We start from the raw sequence: 16,384 nt of genomic DNA, 5'->3' as shown, positions 1-16,384 counted from the left end.
CGGTCAGGAGAGCGCGGCGCGCGTCCGGTCGGCGAGCTCGGTCACCTCGTCGGTGGTCATGACGAAGGCGGGCGAGATCTGCAGGGCTCCCTGGCCTGCGGCGCGACCGCTGACCCCGCACTCGCGGAGTCGGCCGATCGTCGGGATCGCCTGTGCCGGGTCCGCCAGTTGCACTGCCGAGACCGCGCCGAGCCCGGTCCGCACCTCGGCGACCGACTCGAGGTCCGTCAGGGGCGAGAGTGCCCGCGCCAGATCGCCTTCGAGACGCGATGCCTCGGCGAGCAGCCCCTCCTTCTCGATGATGTCGAGGTTGGCCATCGCTGCTGCCGCCGCTCCTGCGTGACCGCCGTAGGTGTAGCCGTGGCGCCACCAGACCCCACCCCCGTAGAAGGGCTCGGCGATGCGCGGGGCGATGAACACCGCACCCATCGGGACATAGCCCGACGTGAGGCCCTTGGCGGTGGTCATCAGGTCGGGTTCGAGGTCGAACCGTGACGACGCAAACCACGAATCGCCGCCGATACGGCCGAAGCCGGTGACGACCTCGTCGGCGACGAACAGCACATCGTGGTCGCGGCAGATCTGGCGGACCTCGGAAAGGTAGCCCTCGGGCGGGAGGTACACACCGCCCGCGCCGATGATCGGCTCGCAGAAGAAGGCCGCGACCCGGTCGGCGCCGAGCCGTTCGATGAGCCCCAGGAGGCTCTTGGCGTTGTCCCACTCCACCGTCTCGGCGTCGGCCATCAGTTCCCCGTAGCCTTCGCGGTTCACCGGGATCCCGGCGAGCGCGGTACCGGCGACATGCATGCCGTGATACGCCTTGGTGCGGCCCACGATGATGTTCTTCTCGGGCTTGCCCCGTTCATGCCAATAGCGCCGCGCCAGCTTCGCCGCGGTGTCGACGGAATCGCTGCCACCCGAGGTGAAGAAGATCTTGCTGCCGGGCACCGGCGCGATCTCGGCGAGCCGGTCGGCGAGATCCACCGTGACGTCGGCGGTCAGGTCACCGAATCCCGAGTAATGGGCGAGCCGCCCGAGCTGATCGGCGACCGCCTGCGCCACCTCGGTGCGCCCGTGCCCGATGTTGGTGAACCACAGACCTGCGGTGGCGTCGAGGTACTCGCGTCCCTCGGCATCCCAGATGCGTGTCCCGTGCCCGCGACTGACCACGAACGGGCCGTTCGAGGTGACCGAGCCCATGTCGGCGAAACCGTGCCAGAGTGAACCTGCCATGCCCCAATCATGCAGGGTGGTCGGACGACGGGCCGAATCAGGTCCGGCGCGCACCGGCGGGCGCGTGACGCCCCCGCGCGACGGGGAGAATATCCTGGAACCATCATGCCCGCGCCGACCACCGACGACCGACGACAGCTCGCCGACCAGATCTCCGAACTCACCATCGTCGATGCTCATCGACTGCACCGTCGGCTCGACAAGCTGGGGCGGTCGCCACAGGCAGCGGCGTGGACGCGTCTGACCGCCGACGTCGAGTCGGCGCAACGCCGGATCGATCGTCGGCGGGCCACTGTGCCCGTCATCTCCTTCCCACCGGAGCTGCCGGTCTCCGAGGCGCGCGCCGAGATCGCCGCCGCCATCGCCGATCACCAGGTGGTCGTCGTCGCCGGCGAGACCGGATCCGGTAAGACGACGCAGCTCCCCAAGATCTGCCTGGAACTCGGCCGAGGCGTCCGCGGCGTGATCGGCCACACCCAGCCGCGGCGCATCGCGGCGAGTTCGGTCGCCCGGCGTATCGCCGACGAGACCGCGACCGAGATCGGTGACGCCGTCGGCTATTCCGTCCGCTTCACCGACCGATCCGGCGCCGACACCCTCGTCAAGGTGATGACCGACGGAATCCTGTTGCGCGAGATCGGCACCGACCCCCTGTTACGCCACTACGACACGCTCATCATCGACGAGGCGCACGAGCGCAGTCTCAACATCGACTTCATCCTCGGCTATCTCAAACGCCTGTTGCCGCGACGTCCCGACCTGAAGGTGATCATCACGTCGGCAACGATCGAACCGGACCGCTTCGCGCGGCACTTCGGCGACGAGTCGACCGAGGTGCCGATCCTCGAGGTGTCCGGACGGGCCCACCCCGTCGAGATCCGCTATCGCCCGTTCGGCGACGCCCGCGACCCCGACTCCGACCACCGCGATCTCGACCAGGCCCAGGCGATCGATCAGGCCGTCGGCGACCTGTGGTCGTCGCGCCGCACCGGCGACATCTTGGTGTTCCTGCCGACCGAGCGGGACATCCGCGAGACCGCCGATGCTCTCGGGCACCGGGTGTCGGCGGGCGCCGAGATCGTGCCCCTGTTCGCGCGACTCTCGATCGCGGACCAGCAACGCGTCTTCGCGCCGTCCTCGGGGCGCCGCATCGTGCTGGCGACGAATGTCGCGGAGACATCGCTCACGGTCCCGGGCATCCGCTACGTCATCGACACCGGCACCGCCCGCATCTCCCGCTATTCGACACGCTCCAAGGTGAACCGGCTGCCTATCGAACCCATCTCCCAGGCCAGTGCGCGACAGCGGGCCGGCCGGTGTGGCCGTGTGGCCCCGGGAATCTGTATCCGTCTCTATACCGAGGACGACTTCGACGCCCGACCGGCCTTCACCGACCCGGAGATCCTGCGCACCAATCTGGCGGCGGTGATCTTGCAGATGGCCGCCCTGCGCCTCGGCGACGTGTCCGCGTTCCCGTTCGTCCAGCCTCCCGACGCGCGCGCCATCCGCGACGGCATGGCCGTCCTCACCGAACTCGGCGCCATCCGAGAGACCACCCGCGACGACCACGAACCCGTGCTGACGCCGGTCGGGCGTGACATGGCCCGCATCCCGGTCGATCCACGGCTGGCGCGCATGCTCATCGCTGGGCACGAACTCGGTTGTCTCGACCACATTCTCGTGATCGCAGCGGCACTCTCGCTGGCCGACGTCCGTGAGCGGCCGGCCGAGAACCGCGAGGCCGCCGACGCCGCACATCGTCGATTCGCGGTTCCCGGGTCCGAGTTCCTCACCTACCTGGAATTGTGGTCCTACCTCGAGGAACGACGACGAGAGCTGTCCGGCAACCAGTTCCGCCGGCTCTGCGAGCGCGAGTTCCTCCACTTCCTGCGAATCCGCGAATGGACCGAACTGCACCGGCAGCTGTCGCGTATCGTCGCCGACCTCACCTGGACGGTCCCCGGCAGCGAACGCGATCCGGACGCGATCCACCGTGCGATCCTGTCCGGACTGCTGGGCAACATCGCTGTCCGTCAGGGCGACACACGAGACTTCACCGGCGCCCGGAACACGACACTCGCGATCTTCCCCGGGTCGTCGCTGGCCCGGAAGCCGCCGTCGTTCATCATGGCTGCCGAGATCATCGAGACGTCGCGGCTGTTCGCCCACACGGTGGCCGGCATCGATCCGCTCTGGGCGGAGAAGCTGGCAGGCGATCTGGTGCGGCGCACCTACAGCGAGCCGCACTGGTCCGGAAAGAGGGGCGCGGCGATGGCGTATGAACGCGTCACGCTGTACGGGGTGCCGCTGGTGGCCCGGCGACGCGTCCCGTACGGCGCCATCGACCCCGTCACGTCGCGCGAGATGTTCATCCGACACGCGCTCGTCGAGGGCGACTGGCGCACCGATCACGGCTTCTTCCAGCACAACCGGGATCTACTCGAGGCCGCCGCCGACGTCGAGCACCGGGCCCGGCGCCGGGACGTGGTCATCAGCGAGCAGCAGCTGTTCGACTTCTACGACGCCCGCGTGGGCGCCGACGTGGTGTCGACTCGTCACTTCAACACCTGGTGGAAGGCGGCGCGACGCTCCGATCCCGACCTCCTCGACCTCCGGCCCGAAGACGTCGCCGCCGACGTGTCCGTCGCCGACACCGACTTCCCGGGCGCCTGGCAGCAGGGCGAGACACGTCTGGAACTGCGCTACCGTTTCGAACCCGGAGCACCCGACGACGGGGTGACCGTCGTCATCCCGCGTCCGCTGCTCGACCATGTCCGGACTGCCGGCTTCGACTGGACCGTGCCCGGACTGCGATCCGAACTCGCGACCGAGCTCGTGAAGTCGCTGCCGAAGTCGCTGCGCAAGTCGATGGCGCCGGCCCAGCGATTCGCCGACCTCGCACTGTCCCGCCTGACCCCGCGCGCCGAACCCCTGACGGTGGGGCTGGCCCGCGAACTGTCGACCATCACGACGATGACGGTGTCCCCCAAGGATTTCGACCTCGAACGCATCCCGGCGCACCTGACCATGAATTTCGCCGTCGTCGGCCGCGACGGCGCCACGATCGCCAGCGGGAAGTCGCTCACCGCACTCAAGAAGCGTCTCACCGACACCGAGGACGACGCTCCGGCGCGACGTGAGGTGTTCACGGACTGGACCGCCGAGGGCATCGGCAACCTGGCGGACGAGCAGACGTCGACCGTCGCCGGGCAGGCGATCACTCGGTACCCGACACTCGAGGTCGCCACGGACCGCAACCGCATCGTCGGTGTCCGCACCGGCCTGGCGGCCTCCACCGCGGAACGGGACCGACGACTCACCGAGGCGGTGGTCGCGTTGCTCGAACTCCGGCTGCCGGCCTTGTCGCGCAAGATCACCGGGACCCTGGACCCGGCTGGACGCCTCGCGCTCAGCCAGAGCCCGTATCTGCGGCCCGACGACCTGATCGGCGACTGTACCCGCCGCGCGATCCGCGACCTCGCGGCGACGCGGGATCTCGCGTCGATCCGGACACCTGAGCAGTTCACCGAGCTGGCCGATCGCATGCGGCCGGCCGTGGCAGCCAAGGCACCCGAGATCTTCGCCTCGGCGACCGAGGTCTTGCGGCGTGTGGCGCCGCTGCGCCGCGAGATCGATGGTCTCAGTGGCACACTCGCTGCCGACGATGTGGCCGAACAGCTGGCCGAACTCGTCTTCGACGGGTTCGTCGCCACGACGCCACACCGCCATCTCGCGAACATCCCGCGGTATCTCGAGGCGGCCGAGCACCGGCTGGCCGATCTGTCCGTCGCACCGTCACGCGATCGCGACGGGGTGGCCGCCATCGATCGGGTCGTGGCCCGATGGAATCAGCGATCGGCGCAACTCCCGGCAGCACGTCGCTCCGCGCTCGACGAATTCGCGCACTGGCTGATCGAGGAACTCCGGGTGGGTATCTTCGCGCAGCGACTCGGCACCGCGTATCCCATCTCGGAGAAGCGGGCCGTGCGATCGATCGCCGAGTTCACCTGAGACGGCGAGGCAGTCAGGTGCCTGCCGGGTCGACCGACTTCTCCTGGCTGAGGTCACCCTGCAGGTCGTCGATCTCCCGTTGGAAGTCCTCCAGCGAGTCGAAGGATCGGTAGACCGAGGCGAAGCGCAGATAGGCGACCTCATCGAGATCGCGCAACGGCCGGAGGATGGCCAGCCCCACCTCGTTGCTGGGGATCTCGGCCGACCCCGACGCGCGGACCGCATCCTCGACCTGCTGCGCCAGCTTCGCGAGCGCGTCCTCCGCGACGTCACGACCCTGGCACGCGCGGCGAACCCCGCGCATCACCTTCTCGCGACTGAACGGCTCGGTCACGCCGTTGCGCTTGACCACCGACAGGACTGCGCTCTCCACCGTCGAGAACCGGCGACCGCACTCCGCACACGAACGGCGTCGTCGGATCGCCTGCCCCTCATCGGCGACACGCGAGTCGATGACCTTGGTGTCTTCGTTCTTGCAAAACGGGCAGCGCATGTCATCCTCACGCACATCTCGGGACACACCGGCGCACCGCATGCCCGTTGCACCGTGCCGGTTTCCGGCCGGACCTTGTGCCACGAGGATACCGCCCCCGACTCAGCGGTACGCGGGCGCAATCAGCGCCTGCCCGACGCGCAGGCCCGCACCCGACAGGTTGTTGCGCTCGACGATCTGATCGATCACCGACTGACGTGGCAGTTCGGGTGCGACGCGGTCGGCGATCGAGCTGAGTGTGTCGCCTGCTCGGACGTGCACGACCTCGGTGCCGACCGGTGTCGGGGCGACCGAGGCAGCGTAGTTCGAGCCCACGATCGCGACCACCCACACCATCAGCGCGAGCGCGGCACCGACCACGACGGCGAGCGCGGTGGCGCGACGTCGGGCGAAGACCCGGCGATCGGTCACGGGAGTCGCGCATCGCGTGCTCGCCGCACGAGAGGTCGGGACCGGCCCCGCCGGACGACGATCGGCCGGCCGTGTCGGTTCCATCCGTGCTGCGCGGCGGGGGCGTGAACCGGTACCCGTCTGTCGCGGGGCACGGCCCGGGACGTCGATCGACGGGTCACCGACCCGGCGACGGGCCGCTTTCGGGGTCGGAGTCGGATCCGACACCGCGACGCCGACGTCCCCGCGGCGGACGTACGGAGTGGTGCGCGTGAGAGTTGCCGTGCTCATCATGTCCTCCTGGCGTCCCCGACCGACCCGGGTGATCGATCACGTGTTCGATGGAACGCATGTTCGATTTCTAGCACGATGCCCCGACAAAGTCTCGACACACGTCGAACAAATGTTTGAAGATGTCGGTTCGGTCCGTTAGTGTCGGCCCTACAGAACCCCATCAGCCAGCAGTTTTGCTTCACGGTCCCGATCCGGCCCACTGAGCGGGTTCGCCGACATCCCGACAGGAAGGACTCACCGATGAGCGAGAAGGCCGGCGGGCGGCGCGGAGCCGCCCGCGGTTCCGACCCCACGACGGCGGGCGGCACCGACCCGGACGCCACCGACCCCGTCGTCGCCGACCCCGAGGTCGCCGAGGCCACCCTCACCCCCCGGCAGCGCGGGGTGCTCGAGTTCATCCGCCGGTCCGTCCGTGAGCGCGGCTACCCGCCGAGCATCCGGGAGATCGGGGACGCGGTGGGCCTCACGTCGACCTCGTCGGTCGCCCACCAGCTCCGGACGCTGGAGCGCAAGGGTCTGCTCAAACGCGACCACAACCGGCCGCGTGCGGTCAACATCCAGGACGGCGATCACACGCCGCCCGGCGGATCCGCGGCGGGCGCCGAGGACGGCGGCCTGCCCACCCCGACCTTCGTACCGGTGCTGGGTCGCATCGCCGCCGGTGGACCGATCCTGGCCGAGGAAGCCGTCGAGGACGTCTTCCCGCTCCCCCGCGAGCTCGTCGGCGAAGGATCACTGTTCCTGCTCCGTGTTGTCGGCGAGTCGATGATCGACGCGGCGATCTGTGATGGCGACTGGGTCGTCGTGCGTCAGCAGAACGTCGCCGACAACGGGGACATCGTCGCCGCGATGATCGACGGTGAGGCGACGGTGAAGACGTTCAAGCGCAAGGACGGTCACGTCTGGCTGATGCCGCACAACGAACTCTTCGAGCCGATCCCGGGCGACGACGCCGCCGTCCTCGGCAAGGTCGTCACGGTGATGCGTCGGATCTGATCCGGCCCTGGGTGATCAGGACTGCAGCGCGGCCGTCGCGGCCGCTCTGGCAGCGGCCGGGTCGGACGTCGCCAGAGCGGCGTCGGCGGCGATGCGGCACTGATCGAGGGTGACGCCGCCGAGCCGGACCCCGACCGCGGCGGCCGCGGCGGGCGCCGCCGACAACGACGTCACGCCCATGCCGACGAGGACGCACGCGAGCAATGGGTCCGCGGCCGCCTCACCGCACACCCCGACCGGCTTGTCGGCATCGAGACCTGCCCGCGCCACCATCCCGATCAGGGCGAGCACGGCCGGTTGCCACGGGTCGGTGAGAGCGGCCAGTTCCGCGGACATCCGGTCCGCCGCCATCGTGTACTGGGTGAGGTCGTTGGTACCGATCGACACGAAGTCCACCTCCGCCAGGATCGACGGGGCCAGGATCGCCGCAGCCGGCACCTCGACCATCACACCGGCGACCATGCCACGCTGCCGGACCTCGGCCGCGAACTCGGCGGCCTCAGCGGCCGACGCGATCATCGGGGCCATCACCCACGGGGTGGTGCCCGCGGCCGCACCGGCAGCTGAGATCGCATCGAGCTGAGCGGTGCGGATCTCGGGATGGTCGATCGCGATCCTGTTGCCGCGCACACCCAGTGCGGGATTCGCCTCGTCTGCGGGCGTCACGAATTTCAGCGGTTTGTCCGACCCGGCATCCAGTGTCCGGATGACCACCTTCTGCCCGGGGAACGCCTCGAGGACCTCACGATAGAGCGCGGTCTGCTCGTCGACCGACGGCTCATCGGGACGGTCGAGGAACGCCAGCTCGGTCCGGAACAGTCCCACCCCCTCGACGGGATGACCGGTGGCGGTGCGCGCCGAGGTGCCGTCCGCGACGTTGGCGAGGATCGAGATCGAACGACCGTCGGCGGTCTGTCCGGGCCCTTCCCAGCCGGCCATGGCCGCAGCGGCACGGCGACTCGACTCCACGGCCGCCACTGCGGCGGACTCGTCCGGGTCCACTTCGAGGGTCCCCGCCGTCCCGTCCACGAGGACCGTGCTGCCGGCAGCGACGACGCCGAGTCCGGTGACCGCCACGACACAGGGAATTCCCAACTGCCGGGCGATGATCGCCGTGTGGGAGGTCGGTCCGCCCAGCCGGGTGACCAGGGCGATGATCTTGACCGGATCGAGGCCGGCCGTGTCGGCCGGGGCCAGGTCGTCGGCGAGCAACACCGACGCCTCGTCGGGTTCGGGGACACCCGGTTCGGGGACGCCGAGCAGTTCGGCGACGACGCGGTCGCGGACATCGTTGAGATCGGTGACACGCTCGGCCATCAGCCCGCCGAGCTTGGTGAACATCGCGGCGAACTGTTCGGTGGCGGCAGTCGCGGCCGCAGGTGCGGCCGTCCCCTTGCCGATCAGCGCTGATGCAGCACCGACCCACCCCCGGTCCTCGGCCAGAGCTGCCGTCGCGCTGAGCACCTCGGAGGCGGCTCCCGACGAGTGGGAGGCGCGTTCACGGAGCCGTCCGGCGACGGCAGACGCCGCATCGGTGAACCGTTTGGTCTCGACCTCACGCTCCTCCGGGGGCACCGGTACCGCGGTCGCGGGGTCGTACGCGGGTCGCTCACCGGGCCACACCGCGGGACCGTAGGCCTGACCGCCGACGACCGGGGTTCCGCTCAGTACCTGTGTCTGCTCCACCGAAGTCCTATCTCTGCGTCGACCGGGCGCGGCCCAATGTGGATTGACGCCGCATTCGACCAGTTCTGTGATTCAAGTTACAAGAAATCCTTGACTTGTCAACACAAACAGGCGTAAACACAGATATAGCAACATCGAAAGCCACACAAATCCACAGACCTTCAGGTCTCGCATGATCCGCATGAGATGAGGAACCGTGTACGCCGAAGAGCGCCAGCAGGCGATCGCCGATCAGGTGCGCGCCAACGGTCGTGCGTCCGTGACCGCGCTCGCGACGCTGTTCGACGTCACCAGCGAGACCGTCCGACGCGACCTCGCGGTTCTCGAGCGCTCCGGGCACCTGCAGCGGGTGCACGGAGGGGCGGTTCGCCCGGGGACGACCCCGGTTCTCGGTGAGCAGGGCATCGACGAACGTCAGATGACCCGGACCGATCAGAAGCTCGCGATCGGCCGGACCGCGACGCGCTTCCTTCCTCCGGACGGCGGCTCGGTCTTCTTCGACGCCGGCACCACGACCTGCCAGGCGGCGCTCGCCATGCCCCGGGACCGACGCCTGACCCTGATCACGCACAGCATCCCGATCGCCGCGGTCCTCGCCGACAACCGCAGCGCAGACCTCCATGTCCTCGGCGGACGCGTCCGTGGCCTCACCCAGGCCACCGTCGGCGCCGAGACTGTGGCCGCCCTCGAGCGGCTGCGCGTCTCGACGGCATTCGTCGGCAGCAACGGCATCAGCCACTCCCACGGACTGTCGACCCCGGACCCGGACGAGGCCGCCATCAAGTCGGCCATCGTACGTGTCGCCAATCGCGTTGTGGTCCTGGCAGATTCGTCGAAGATCGATCGGGAGGACCTGTCCTCGTTCGCCGATCTCGACGACGTCGACGTCTTGATCACCGACGACGACATCGACCCGGTCGCCTCGGCCGCGCTCTCCGCGCGCGGTATCGACGTGGTGATCGCATGAGCGAGAGAGACGACATGACATCTCCGATCCCGGCCGCACCCACCATCCTCACCGTCACCGCGAATCCCAGCCTCGACCGCACCCTGGAGCTGCCCGCCCCGCTGGCCCGAGGTGGCGTCCAACGCGCACGGGCGGTACGCGCGGAACCGGGCGGCAAGGGCGTGAATGTCTCTCGGGTGGTCGCCCAGGCGGGCATCAGCACGCGGGCGATCCTGCCCGCGCGCGCCGGCGACCCCCTGCTGACGGCCCTCGACGGCGTCGCACTCCCCTACCTGGCGTTTCCGATCGACGGCGAGGTCCGGTCGAACATCACCGTCGCCGACCCCGACGGCACGACGACGAAGATCAACGCGCCCGGCCACGCGCTCGACGCCGCACAGGCGGGCCGGCTCGCCGATCTGGTGATCGACAACGCCCGCGACACGGCTTGGGTCGCCCTGTGCGGGTCCCTGCCGCCGGGACTGCCCGACACCTGGTATCGCACCGTCATCGATGGCCTCGTGGACCTCGGTTGCCGGGTGGCCGTCGACACCTCGGGGGCACCGCTGTCGGCAACCGTCACCGGGCGTGTCGACCTGCTCAAGCCGAACGACGAGGAGCTCGCGGAGGCCACCGGGGTCGACCCGGCACGGCTCGTCGCCGCCACCGCCCGCGGTGACTACTATCCACTGATCGCTGCTGCGCGGGCACTCGTCGATCGGACCGGCGCCGCGATCCTCGCGACCCTCGGCGCCTCCGGCGCGATGCTCATCACGGGGTCCGGGACCTGGTTCGCGACACCGCCGCCCATCGTCCCGCGCAGCACGGTCGGTGCCGGCGACTCCGCCCTTGCCGGCTACCTCATCGCGGAGACGCGCGGAGACGCCGAACCCGACCGGCTCCGCACCGCGGTCGCTTACGGCTCCGCGGCCACCGCTCTGGCCGGCACCCAACCACCGTCGCCCGACTCGCTCGACCTCGACCGTGTCGGGATCACCGAACTCTCGGGAGCCGCCCCGAGGAGATGACGTCGCACAACCATCGCGCTCCCCACGCGAACCCACCCCGCCGATCCCCTCTCGACGACAAAGGAAATCCCATGTCAGAACAGATCATCACGACGCAGACGGTGCGTCTCGACGTCGATGCCGGCGCCGAACCCGCCGCCGTCATCGGCTATCTCGCCGACGCGCTCGCGGACGCAGGCCGCACCACCGACGCCACCGACCTCGCCCGCGGCGCCCTCGAACGCGAAGCCAAGTCCGCGACCGGGCTCCCCGGTGGCATCGCGATCCCGCATGCCCGCGCGGAATCCGTCACCGAGGCGAGTCTGGCCATGGCGCGCCTCTCCCAGAAGGTCGACTTCGGCGCACCGGACGGACCGGCGGATCTGGTGTTCCTCATCGCCGCTCCCGCGGGCGGGGCGAGTGAGCACATGAAACTGCTGAGCTCGCTCGCGCGGTCGCTGGTGCGGCCCGACTTCGTCGCGGCCCTGCGTGCGGCGGACAGCGACGAACGGGTCGTCGAACTCGTCGACGAGGCGATCAATCCGCCGGCGACACCTCCGACAGCGGCGGCACCCGCTGCGACGGGGGCCGCGACGGCCACCCCAGCTGCCGCTGCCACGACACCCCCGGCATCTGCGGCACCGGCGACGACCGACAAGCGCCCGTCGATCGTGGCGATCACGGCGTGTCCGACGGGCATCGCGCACACCTACATGGCCGCCGACGCACTCAAGTACGCGGCGGAGCGCGCCGATGTCGACTTCCATGTCGAGACGCAGGGGTCGTCGGCGACCACGGCATTCGATCCGTCGGTGATCGCCGACGCCGATGCCGTCATCTTCGCCACCGATGTCGGCGTCAAGGGCAAGGAACGCTTCCACGGCAAACCGGTCATCTCCTCGGGTGTCAAGCGCGCCATCAACGAGCCCGACACGATGATCGCCGAAGCCGTTGCGGCATCGACCGATCCGCGTGCCGCGGTGGTCACCGCAGGCGACGGAGACACCGGCGCCGACCGTTCCGGCGACGCCGGTGGCGTCGGGCTGGGCAAACAGACCCAGCAGGCCCTGATGACCGGCGTCAGCTACATGATCCCGTTCGTCGCGGCCGGTGGTCTGCTCATCGCGCTCGCCTTCCTGCCCTTCCTCGGCGGCTACGAGATCGCCAATGGCACTCTCGACACGAGCGGCGCGCTCAACGACGGCCAGTTCATCGCACTGAACAACAGCCTGTGGGACCTGCCCGCCGGTGGCCTCGGCCAGTACATCGGCGCGGTACTGTTCGCGGTCGGCGGACTCGCGATGAGCATGCTCGTCCCGGTCCTGGCGGGCTACATATCCTTCGCCATCGCCGACCGTCCCGGCATCGCACCGGGTTTCGTCGCCGGTCTCGTGTCGGTCGCCGTGGGCGCCAGCTTCATCGGCGGCCTGGTCGGTGGTCTGATCGCCGGCATCGCATGCCTCTGGATCTCACGACTCCCGTTGCCGCAGTGGGCACGTGGTCTGATGCCCGTGGTGATCATCCCGCTGCTCGGCAGCCTGATCATCGGCGTCCTGCTCTACATGCTGCTCGGCAAGCCGCTGGCCTGGGTCACCGAGCAGATGACCGAAGGCCTCAACAGCATGTCCGGTGGCTCCGCCATCGCACTCGGAATCGTGCTCGGCCTGATGATGTGCTTCGACCTCGGTGGTCCGGTCAACAAGGCGGCTTACCTGTTCGCCACCGCCGGACTGGCGATCGGCGGCACCGCACAACTCGAGATCATGGCAGCCGTCATGTGCGCCGGAATGGTCCCGCCGCTGGCGTTGGCACTGGCGACCGTGCTCCGACCGCGGCTGTTCACCGAGCCGGAGCGCGAGAACGGCAAAGCGGCCTGGCTGCTCGGTGCGTCGTTCATCTCGGAGGGCGCGATCCCGTTCGCGGCCACCGACCCCTTCCGCGTGATCCCGTCGATGATGGCGGGCGGCGCACTGTCCGGCGCGCTGATCATGGCGTTCGGCGTGACCCAGCGGGCGCCGCACGGCGGGATCTTCGTGTTCTTCACGATGAATCACTGGTATCTGTTCCTGATCGCACTCGCCGCGGGCACCATACTCAGCGCCGTCCTCGTGATCGTGGCCAAGCAGTGGCACACCGAGCGTGACCGTGCCACGGTGGTGTCGGAACTCGAAACCGTCCCCGCCTGAGTCCGACTCAGGACACACTGGACCGATGACCTGACCATCCGACCACGACGATGGGGTGTCCGCGAGGGCACCCCATCGTCCACTGAGCACCATCCTCGCCCGACCATCCGTATCCTCGTCCCCGAAGACTCACACCAAGGAGTGACCATGCCCAGCACCACCGTCGCCGTCGGGTCCGCCGTCGGTCTGCACGCCCGTCCCGCAACGATCATCGCCGAGGCGGTCGGCGACGCGGGGACCACGGTGACCCTCGCGCTCGAGGGCGGCGAACCGGTGGATGCCGGATCCGCGCTGATGATCATGACCCTGGGTGCGGAGAAGGGCACCACCGTCGTCGTCACCGCCGAGGATCAGGCCACCCTCGACGCGATCGCCACCCTGGTCGCGAAAGACCTCGACGCCGAGTAGGCCTCGCACGCCTCCGCTCGTTCGCGCCACGACCGGCGTGCCGGTGAATGGGGGTGCGGGTAGATCGGCTCCCCGACCGCCCCGCGCCGACCGTGCCCTCGAATTCGCCCCCCGTGCCCTCGAATCCGCCGACTGTGTCCACGTTTTCGCCGACCGTGCCCGGTTCATGACTGCGGGACCCGATCGGCGAGATCCTGGACCCGCTCGGCGCGCGAGCCTAACCCGTCGTGAGGTCGTCCAGTGCGCCGGCGAAGGCGGCGGGGACCCGGACACGCATGGTGGTGCCGGCAGCGGTGTGCTCGCTGGAGAGCACCTCACCCTCCTCGTGGATACGCGAGATGAGATCGCCACGGGTATAGGGGACGTCGATGGTCAGTTCGACGTCGCCGCGGCCCACGAACTCGCGGACCCGGTCGAACAGTTCGGGTAGACCTTCGCCCGTACGGGCCGACACGAACACCGCATCGCCGAGCGCACCACGCAGTTCGGCCATCCGGGTCGCGTCGATCGCGTCGATCTTGTTGACCACCAACAGTTCCGGTGGTGGCGCCACGTTCTCCTCGGCGACCACCTCGTTGATCACGCGACGTACGGCCGAGATCTGTTCGGTGGGGAACGGATCCGACCCGTCCACGACATGGAGGACGAGGTCGGCGTCGACGACCTCTTCGAGGGTGGACCGGAAGGCCTCGACGAGTTGGGTGGGCAGGTGGCGGACGAAGCCGACGGTATCGGTGAACACCACTGCGCGTCCGTCGTCGAGGGTGGCGCGCCGGGTCGTCGGGTCGAGGGTCGCGAACAGGGCGTCCTGCACGAGAACCCCAGACCCGGTCATCGCGTTGACCAGGCTCGACTTCCCCGCGTTGGTGTAACCGGCTACGGTGAGTCGCGGGATGGCGGTCCGCTCTCGCGCGGCGCGCATGACCGTCCGCGACTTCTTCATCCCCCGGATCTCACGCCGTAGCTTCGCCATCCGTTCACGGATGCGCCGACGATCCGTCTCGATCTTCGTCTCGCCGGGTCCGCGCAGACCCACGCCGCCGTTGCTGCCGGCGCGGCCGCCGGCCTGTCGGGACATCGACTCACCCCACCCGCGCAGTCGCGGGAGCATGTACTCCATCTGGGCGAGCGAGACCTGCGCCTTGCCCTCCCGCGACGTCGCGTGCTGCGCGAAGATGTCCAGGATGAGCGCGGTCCGGTCGATGACCTTGACCTTGACGATCTTCTCGAGCGCGGTCAGCTGCGCAGGCGTGAGCTCACCGTCGCAGATCACGGTGTCGGCGCCGGACGCGAGAACGGCCTCACGGAGCTCGTCTGCCTTGCCGGAACCGATATAGGTCGCCGAGTCGGGGCGTGAGCGCCGCTGGATGAGTGCGTCGAGCACCTGCGAACCCGCGGTCTCGGCGAGCGCGGCGAGTTCGACCATGCTGGCGCGTGCCTGGGCTGCGCTGCCCTCGGTCCACACGCCGACGAGGACGACGCGTTCGAGTCGCAGCTGGCGATACTCGACCTCGGTGACGTCCGTGAGTTCCGTCGAGAGACCCGCGACACGCTGCAGTGACGCGCGCTCTTCGAGTTGGAGTTCACCGGTGGTCGGCTGGGTGAGACCGCGCAGGATATCGGCCCGGGACCCCGGAGCGGTGTCGCTCTCCGGCGGGTCGGCCAGGTCGTCCTCCGGGAAGGATTCGGGAAACGGTGTGGATGCTGATTCGGTCATGAGTAGGACCATGATCTCACGGGCCGACACCGCGAGGCATCCGGTTTTCCCGGGCAGGGACCTCGTCAGCGGTGTGGGCGGTCCCAGCCGGGGTGCAGCGTCCCGTCGGCGACCAGCATCGACGGTCCGCGAAGCGTCGCGCCGTCGTCCCGGATACCGACCTCGACCCGGCCTCCCGGGACGGTGATGACCAGGGTGCCGACCTTGTCGTCTCGGGTGGCGAGGACGGCTGCGCCGGCGGCCACCAGCCCCGTCCCGCAACTGCGCGTCTCACCGACGCCGCGTTCGAAGACACGCATCGCGGCGGGGAGACGACCGGCGTCGTCCGCCGGGCCGGCCGGTGTCACGAGTTCGACGTTCGCGCCGTGGGGGAAGACCTCGTCGTCGAGCGTGACCCCGGCCGTGAAGTCGACGGCAGCGAGCGCGTCCGGCGTCAGATCAGGCACGACGCATGCGAGATGCGGATTCCCGACGTCGACCACGAGTCCGCGGTAGGCGTCGTCGCCGATCCGGACCAGCGATGCGCCGTCCGCGGTGACCGCACCCATCTCGACCGTGACGTCGGCGTGCACCGCGTCATGGGAGTGCACGATGACCGGTCGGGCACCAGCACGCGAACCGACGACGAACTGGTCGTCGGCCATCAGGCCGGCGGCCCGCAGATGATGGGCGAACACGCGTACGCCGTTTCCACACATCTCGGCGATCGAGCCGTCGGCATTGCGGTAGTCCATGAACCAGTCGTCGGGTCCGACACCATCGGGCAGTGCGTCGAGCACACCTCGTTCGATGAGCGCCGCCGATCGGACCACCCGTAGCAGACCGTCGGCGCCGATCCCTCGACGTCGGTCGCAGAGCGCGGTGACGAGCGGCTCGGTGAGGTTCAGCGCAGCGGCCGGATCCGTGAGGATGACGAAGTCGTTCTGGGTGCCGTGGCCCTTGACGAATCGAAGGCGTTCGGCGACCTGGGGCTGTGCCATCACCCCACCAGGGTACGGGTGCGGTGAGCGCGATCTT

At 69.3% G+C, this 16,384-nt stretch carries 12 protein-coding genes; 6 read left to right on the top strand and 6 right to left on the bottom strand.

The window, feature by feature from the left end:
* Positions 1–3 precede the first annotated feature (3 nt).
* Positions 4–1,233 carry an aminotransferase family protein gene (locus tag QSJ19_RS19395; protein WP_286322632.1) on the bottom strand — a complete coding sequence of 410 codons (1,230 nt, stop codon included), beginning with the start codon at positions 1,231–1,233 and terminating at the stop codon, positions 4–6.
* Between the two features lie 105 nt (positions 1,234–1,338).
* On the opposite strand from QSJ19_RS19395, the gene hrpA reads away from it, so the two are divergent.
* Positions 1,339–5,244 (top strand): ATP-dependent RNA helicase HrpA, encoded by a 3,906-nt coding sequence (gene hrpA / locus QSJ19_RS19390; protein WP_286322631.1) that lies wholly within the window; start codon positions 1,339–1,341, stop codon positions 5,242–5,244.
* 13 nt (positions 5,245–5,257) lie between these two features.
* On the opposite strand, the gene nrdR is transcribed toward hrpA, so the two are convergent.
* Positions 5,258–5,737 (bottom strand): transcriptional regulator NrdR, encoded by a 480-nt coding sequence (nrdR, locus tag QSJ19_RS19385; RefSeq protein ID WP_286322630.1) that lies wholly within the window; start codon positions 5,735–5,737, stop codon positions 5,258–5,260.
* A 102-nt stretch (positions 5,738–5,839) separates the two neighbouring features.
* A complete protein-coding gene (locus tag QSJ19_RS19380) occupies positions 5,840–6,418 on the bottom strand; it encodes a LysM peptidoglycan-binding domain-containing protein (RefSeq protein WP_286322629.1) in 579 nt (192 codons plus the stop codon).
* A 243-nt stretch (positions 6,419–6,661) separates the two neighbouring features.
* Between QSJ19_RS19380 and lexA the strand changes: the two genes are divergently transcribed.
* Entirely contained in the window at positions 6,662–7,417 is a 756-nt protein-coding gene (lexA, locus tag QSJ19_RS19375) for a transcriptional repressor LexA (protein ID WP_286322628.1), read from the top strand.
* A gap of 15 nt (positions 7,418–7,432) precedes the next feature.
* On the opposite strand, the gene QSJ19_RS19370 is transcribed toward lexA, so the two are convergent.
* The gene (locus tag QSJ19_RS19370; protein WP_286322627.1) at positions 7,433–9,103 is read right to left on the bottom strand and encodes a phosphoenolpyruvate--protein phosphotransferase; all 1,671 of its coding nucleotides are present in this window, start codon (positions 9,101–9,103) and stop codon (positions 7,433–7,435) included.
* 196 nt (positions 9,104–9,299) lie between these two features.
* Here QSJ19_RS19370 and QSJ19_RS19365 point away from each other — a divergent pair, with 196 nt between their 5' ends.
* From QSJ19_RS19365 to QSJ19_RS19350, 4 genes are all read left to right on the top strand, one after another.
* Positions 9,300–10,070, top strand: a complete 771-nt coding sequence (locus QSJ19_RS19365) for a DeoR/GlpR family DNA-binding transcription regulator (RefSeq protein ID WP_286322625.1) — start codon at positions 9,300–9,302, stop codon at positions 10,068–10,070.
* Positions 10,067–11,077, top strand: a complete 1,011-nt coding sequence (locus QSJ19_RS19360) for a 1-phosphofructokinase family hexose kinase (protein ID WP_286322623.1) — start codon at positions 10,067–10,069, stop codon at positions 11,075–11,077. The genes QSJ19_RS19365 and QSJ19_RS19360 overlap by 4 nt, the downstream gene beginning before the upstream one ends.
* A gap of 71 nt (positions 11,078–11,148) precedes the next feature.
* Positions 11,149–13,242: a PTS fructose transporter subunit IIABC gene (locus tag QSJ19_RS19355; protein WP_286322622.1), complete on the top strand. Its 2,094-nt coding sequence runs from the start codon at positions 11,149–11,151 to the stop codon at positions 13,240–13,242.
* A 147-nt stretch (positions 13,243–13,389) separates the two neighbouring features.
* Positions 13,390–13,650 carry an HPr family phosphocarrier protein gene (locus QSJ19_RS19350; RefSeq protein WP_286322621.1) on the top strand — a complete coding sequence of 87 codons (261 nt, stop codon included), beginning with the start codon at positions 13,390–13,392 and terminating at the stop codon, positions 13,648–13,650.
* A 217-nt stretch (positions 13,651–13,867) separates the two neighbouring features.
* Here QSJ19_RS19350 and hflX read toward each other — a convergent pair whose 3' ends face one another.
* Positions 13,868–15,367, bottom strand: a complete 1,500-nt coding sequence (gene hflX / locus QSJ19_RS19345; RefSeq protein ID WP_286322620.1) for a GTPase HflX — start codon at positions 15,365–15,367, stop codon at positions 13,868–13,870.
* A 65-nt stretch (positions 15,368–15,432) separates the two neighbouring features.
* Positions 15,433–16,347: a diaminopimelate epimerase gene (gene dapF, locus QSJ19_RS19340; protein WP_286322619.1), complete on the bottom strand. Its 915-nt coding sequence runs from the start codon at positions 16,345–16,347 to the stop codon at positions 15,433–15,435.
* Positions 16,348–16,384 lie beyond the last annotated feature (37 nt).

Origin of the sequence: Gordonia sp. ABSL11-1 (assembly GCF_030315685.1) — a bacterium.
Taxonomy (GTDB): domain Bacteria; phylum Actinomycetota; class Actinomycetes; order Mycobacteriales; family Mycobacteriaceae; genus Gordonia.
This window is presented reverse-complemented; position numbering and strand designations above follow the sequence as displayed.

What these genes read in the sequence shown, in the direction of transcription:
- hrpA (WP_286322631.1), top strand. Translation starts at nt 1,339, where the DNA reads ATGCCCGCGCCGACCACCGACGACCGACGACAGCTCGCCGACCAGATC.
- QSJ19_RS19360 (WP_286322623.1), top strand. Translation starts at nt 10,067, where the DNA reads ATGAGCGAGAGAGACGACATGACATCTCCGATCCCGGCCGCACCCACC.
- QSJ19_RS19395 (WP_286322632.1), bottom strand. Translation starts at nt 1,233, where the DNA reads ATGGCAGGTTCACTCTGGCACGGTTTCGCCGACATGGGCTCGGTCACC.
- QSJ19_RS19355 (WP_286322622.1), top strand. Translation starts at nt 11,149, where the DNA reads ATGTCAGAACAGATCATCACGACGCAGACGGTGCGTCTCGACGTCGAT.
- dapF (WP_286322619.1), bottom strand. Translation starts at nt 16,347, where the DNA reads ATGGCACAGCCCCAGGTCGCCGAACGCCTTCGATTCGTCAAGGGCCAC.
- nrdR (WP_286322630.1), bottom strand. Translation starts at nt 5,737, where the DNA reads ATGCGCTGCCCGTTTTGCAAGAACGAAGACACCAAGGTCATCGACTCG.
- hflX (WP_286322620.1), bottom strand. Translation starts at nt 15,367, where the DNA reads ATGACCGAATCAGCATCCACACCGTTTCCCGAATCCTTCCCGGAGGAC.
- QSJ19_RS19380 (WP_286322629.1), bottom strand. Translation starts at nt 6,418, where the DNA reads ATGAGCACGGCAACTCTCACGCGCACCACTCCGTACGTCCGCCGCGGG.
- QSJ19_RS19350 (WP_286322621.1), top strand. Translation starts at nt 13,390, where the DNA reads ATGCCCAGCACCACCGTCGCCGTCGGGTCCGCCGTCGGTCTGCACGCC.
- lexA (WP_286322628.1), top strand. Translation starts at nt 6,662, where the DNA reads ATGAGCGAGAAGGCCGGCGGGCGGCGCGGAGCCGCCCGCGGTTCCGAC.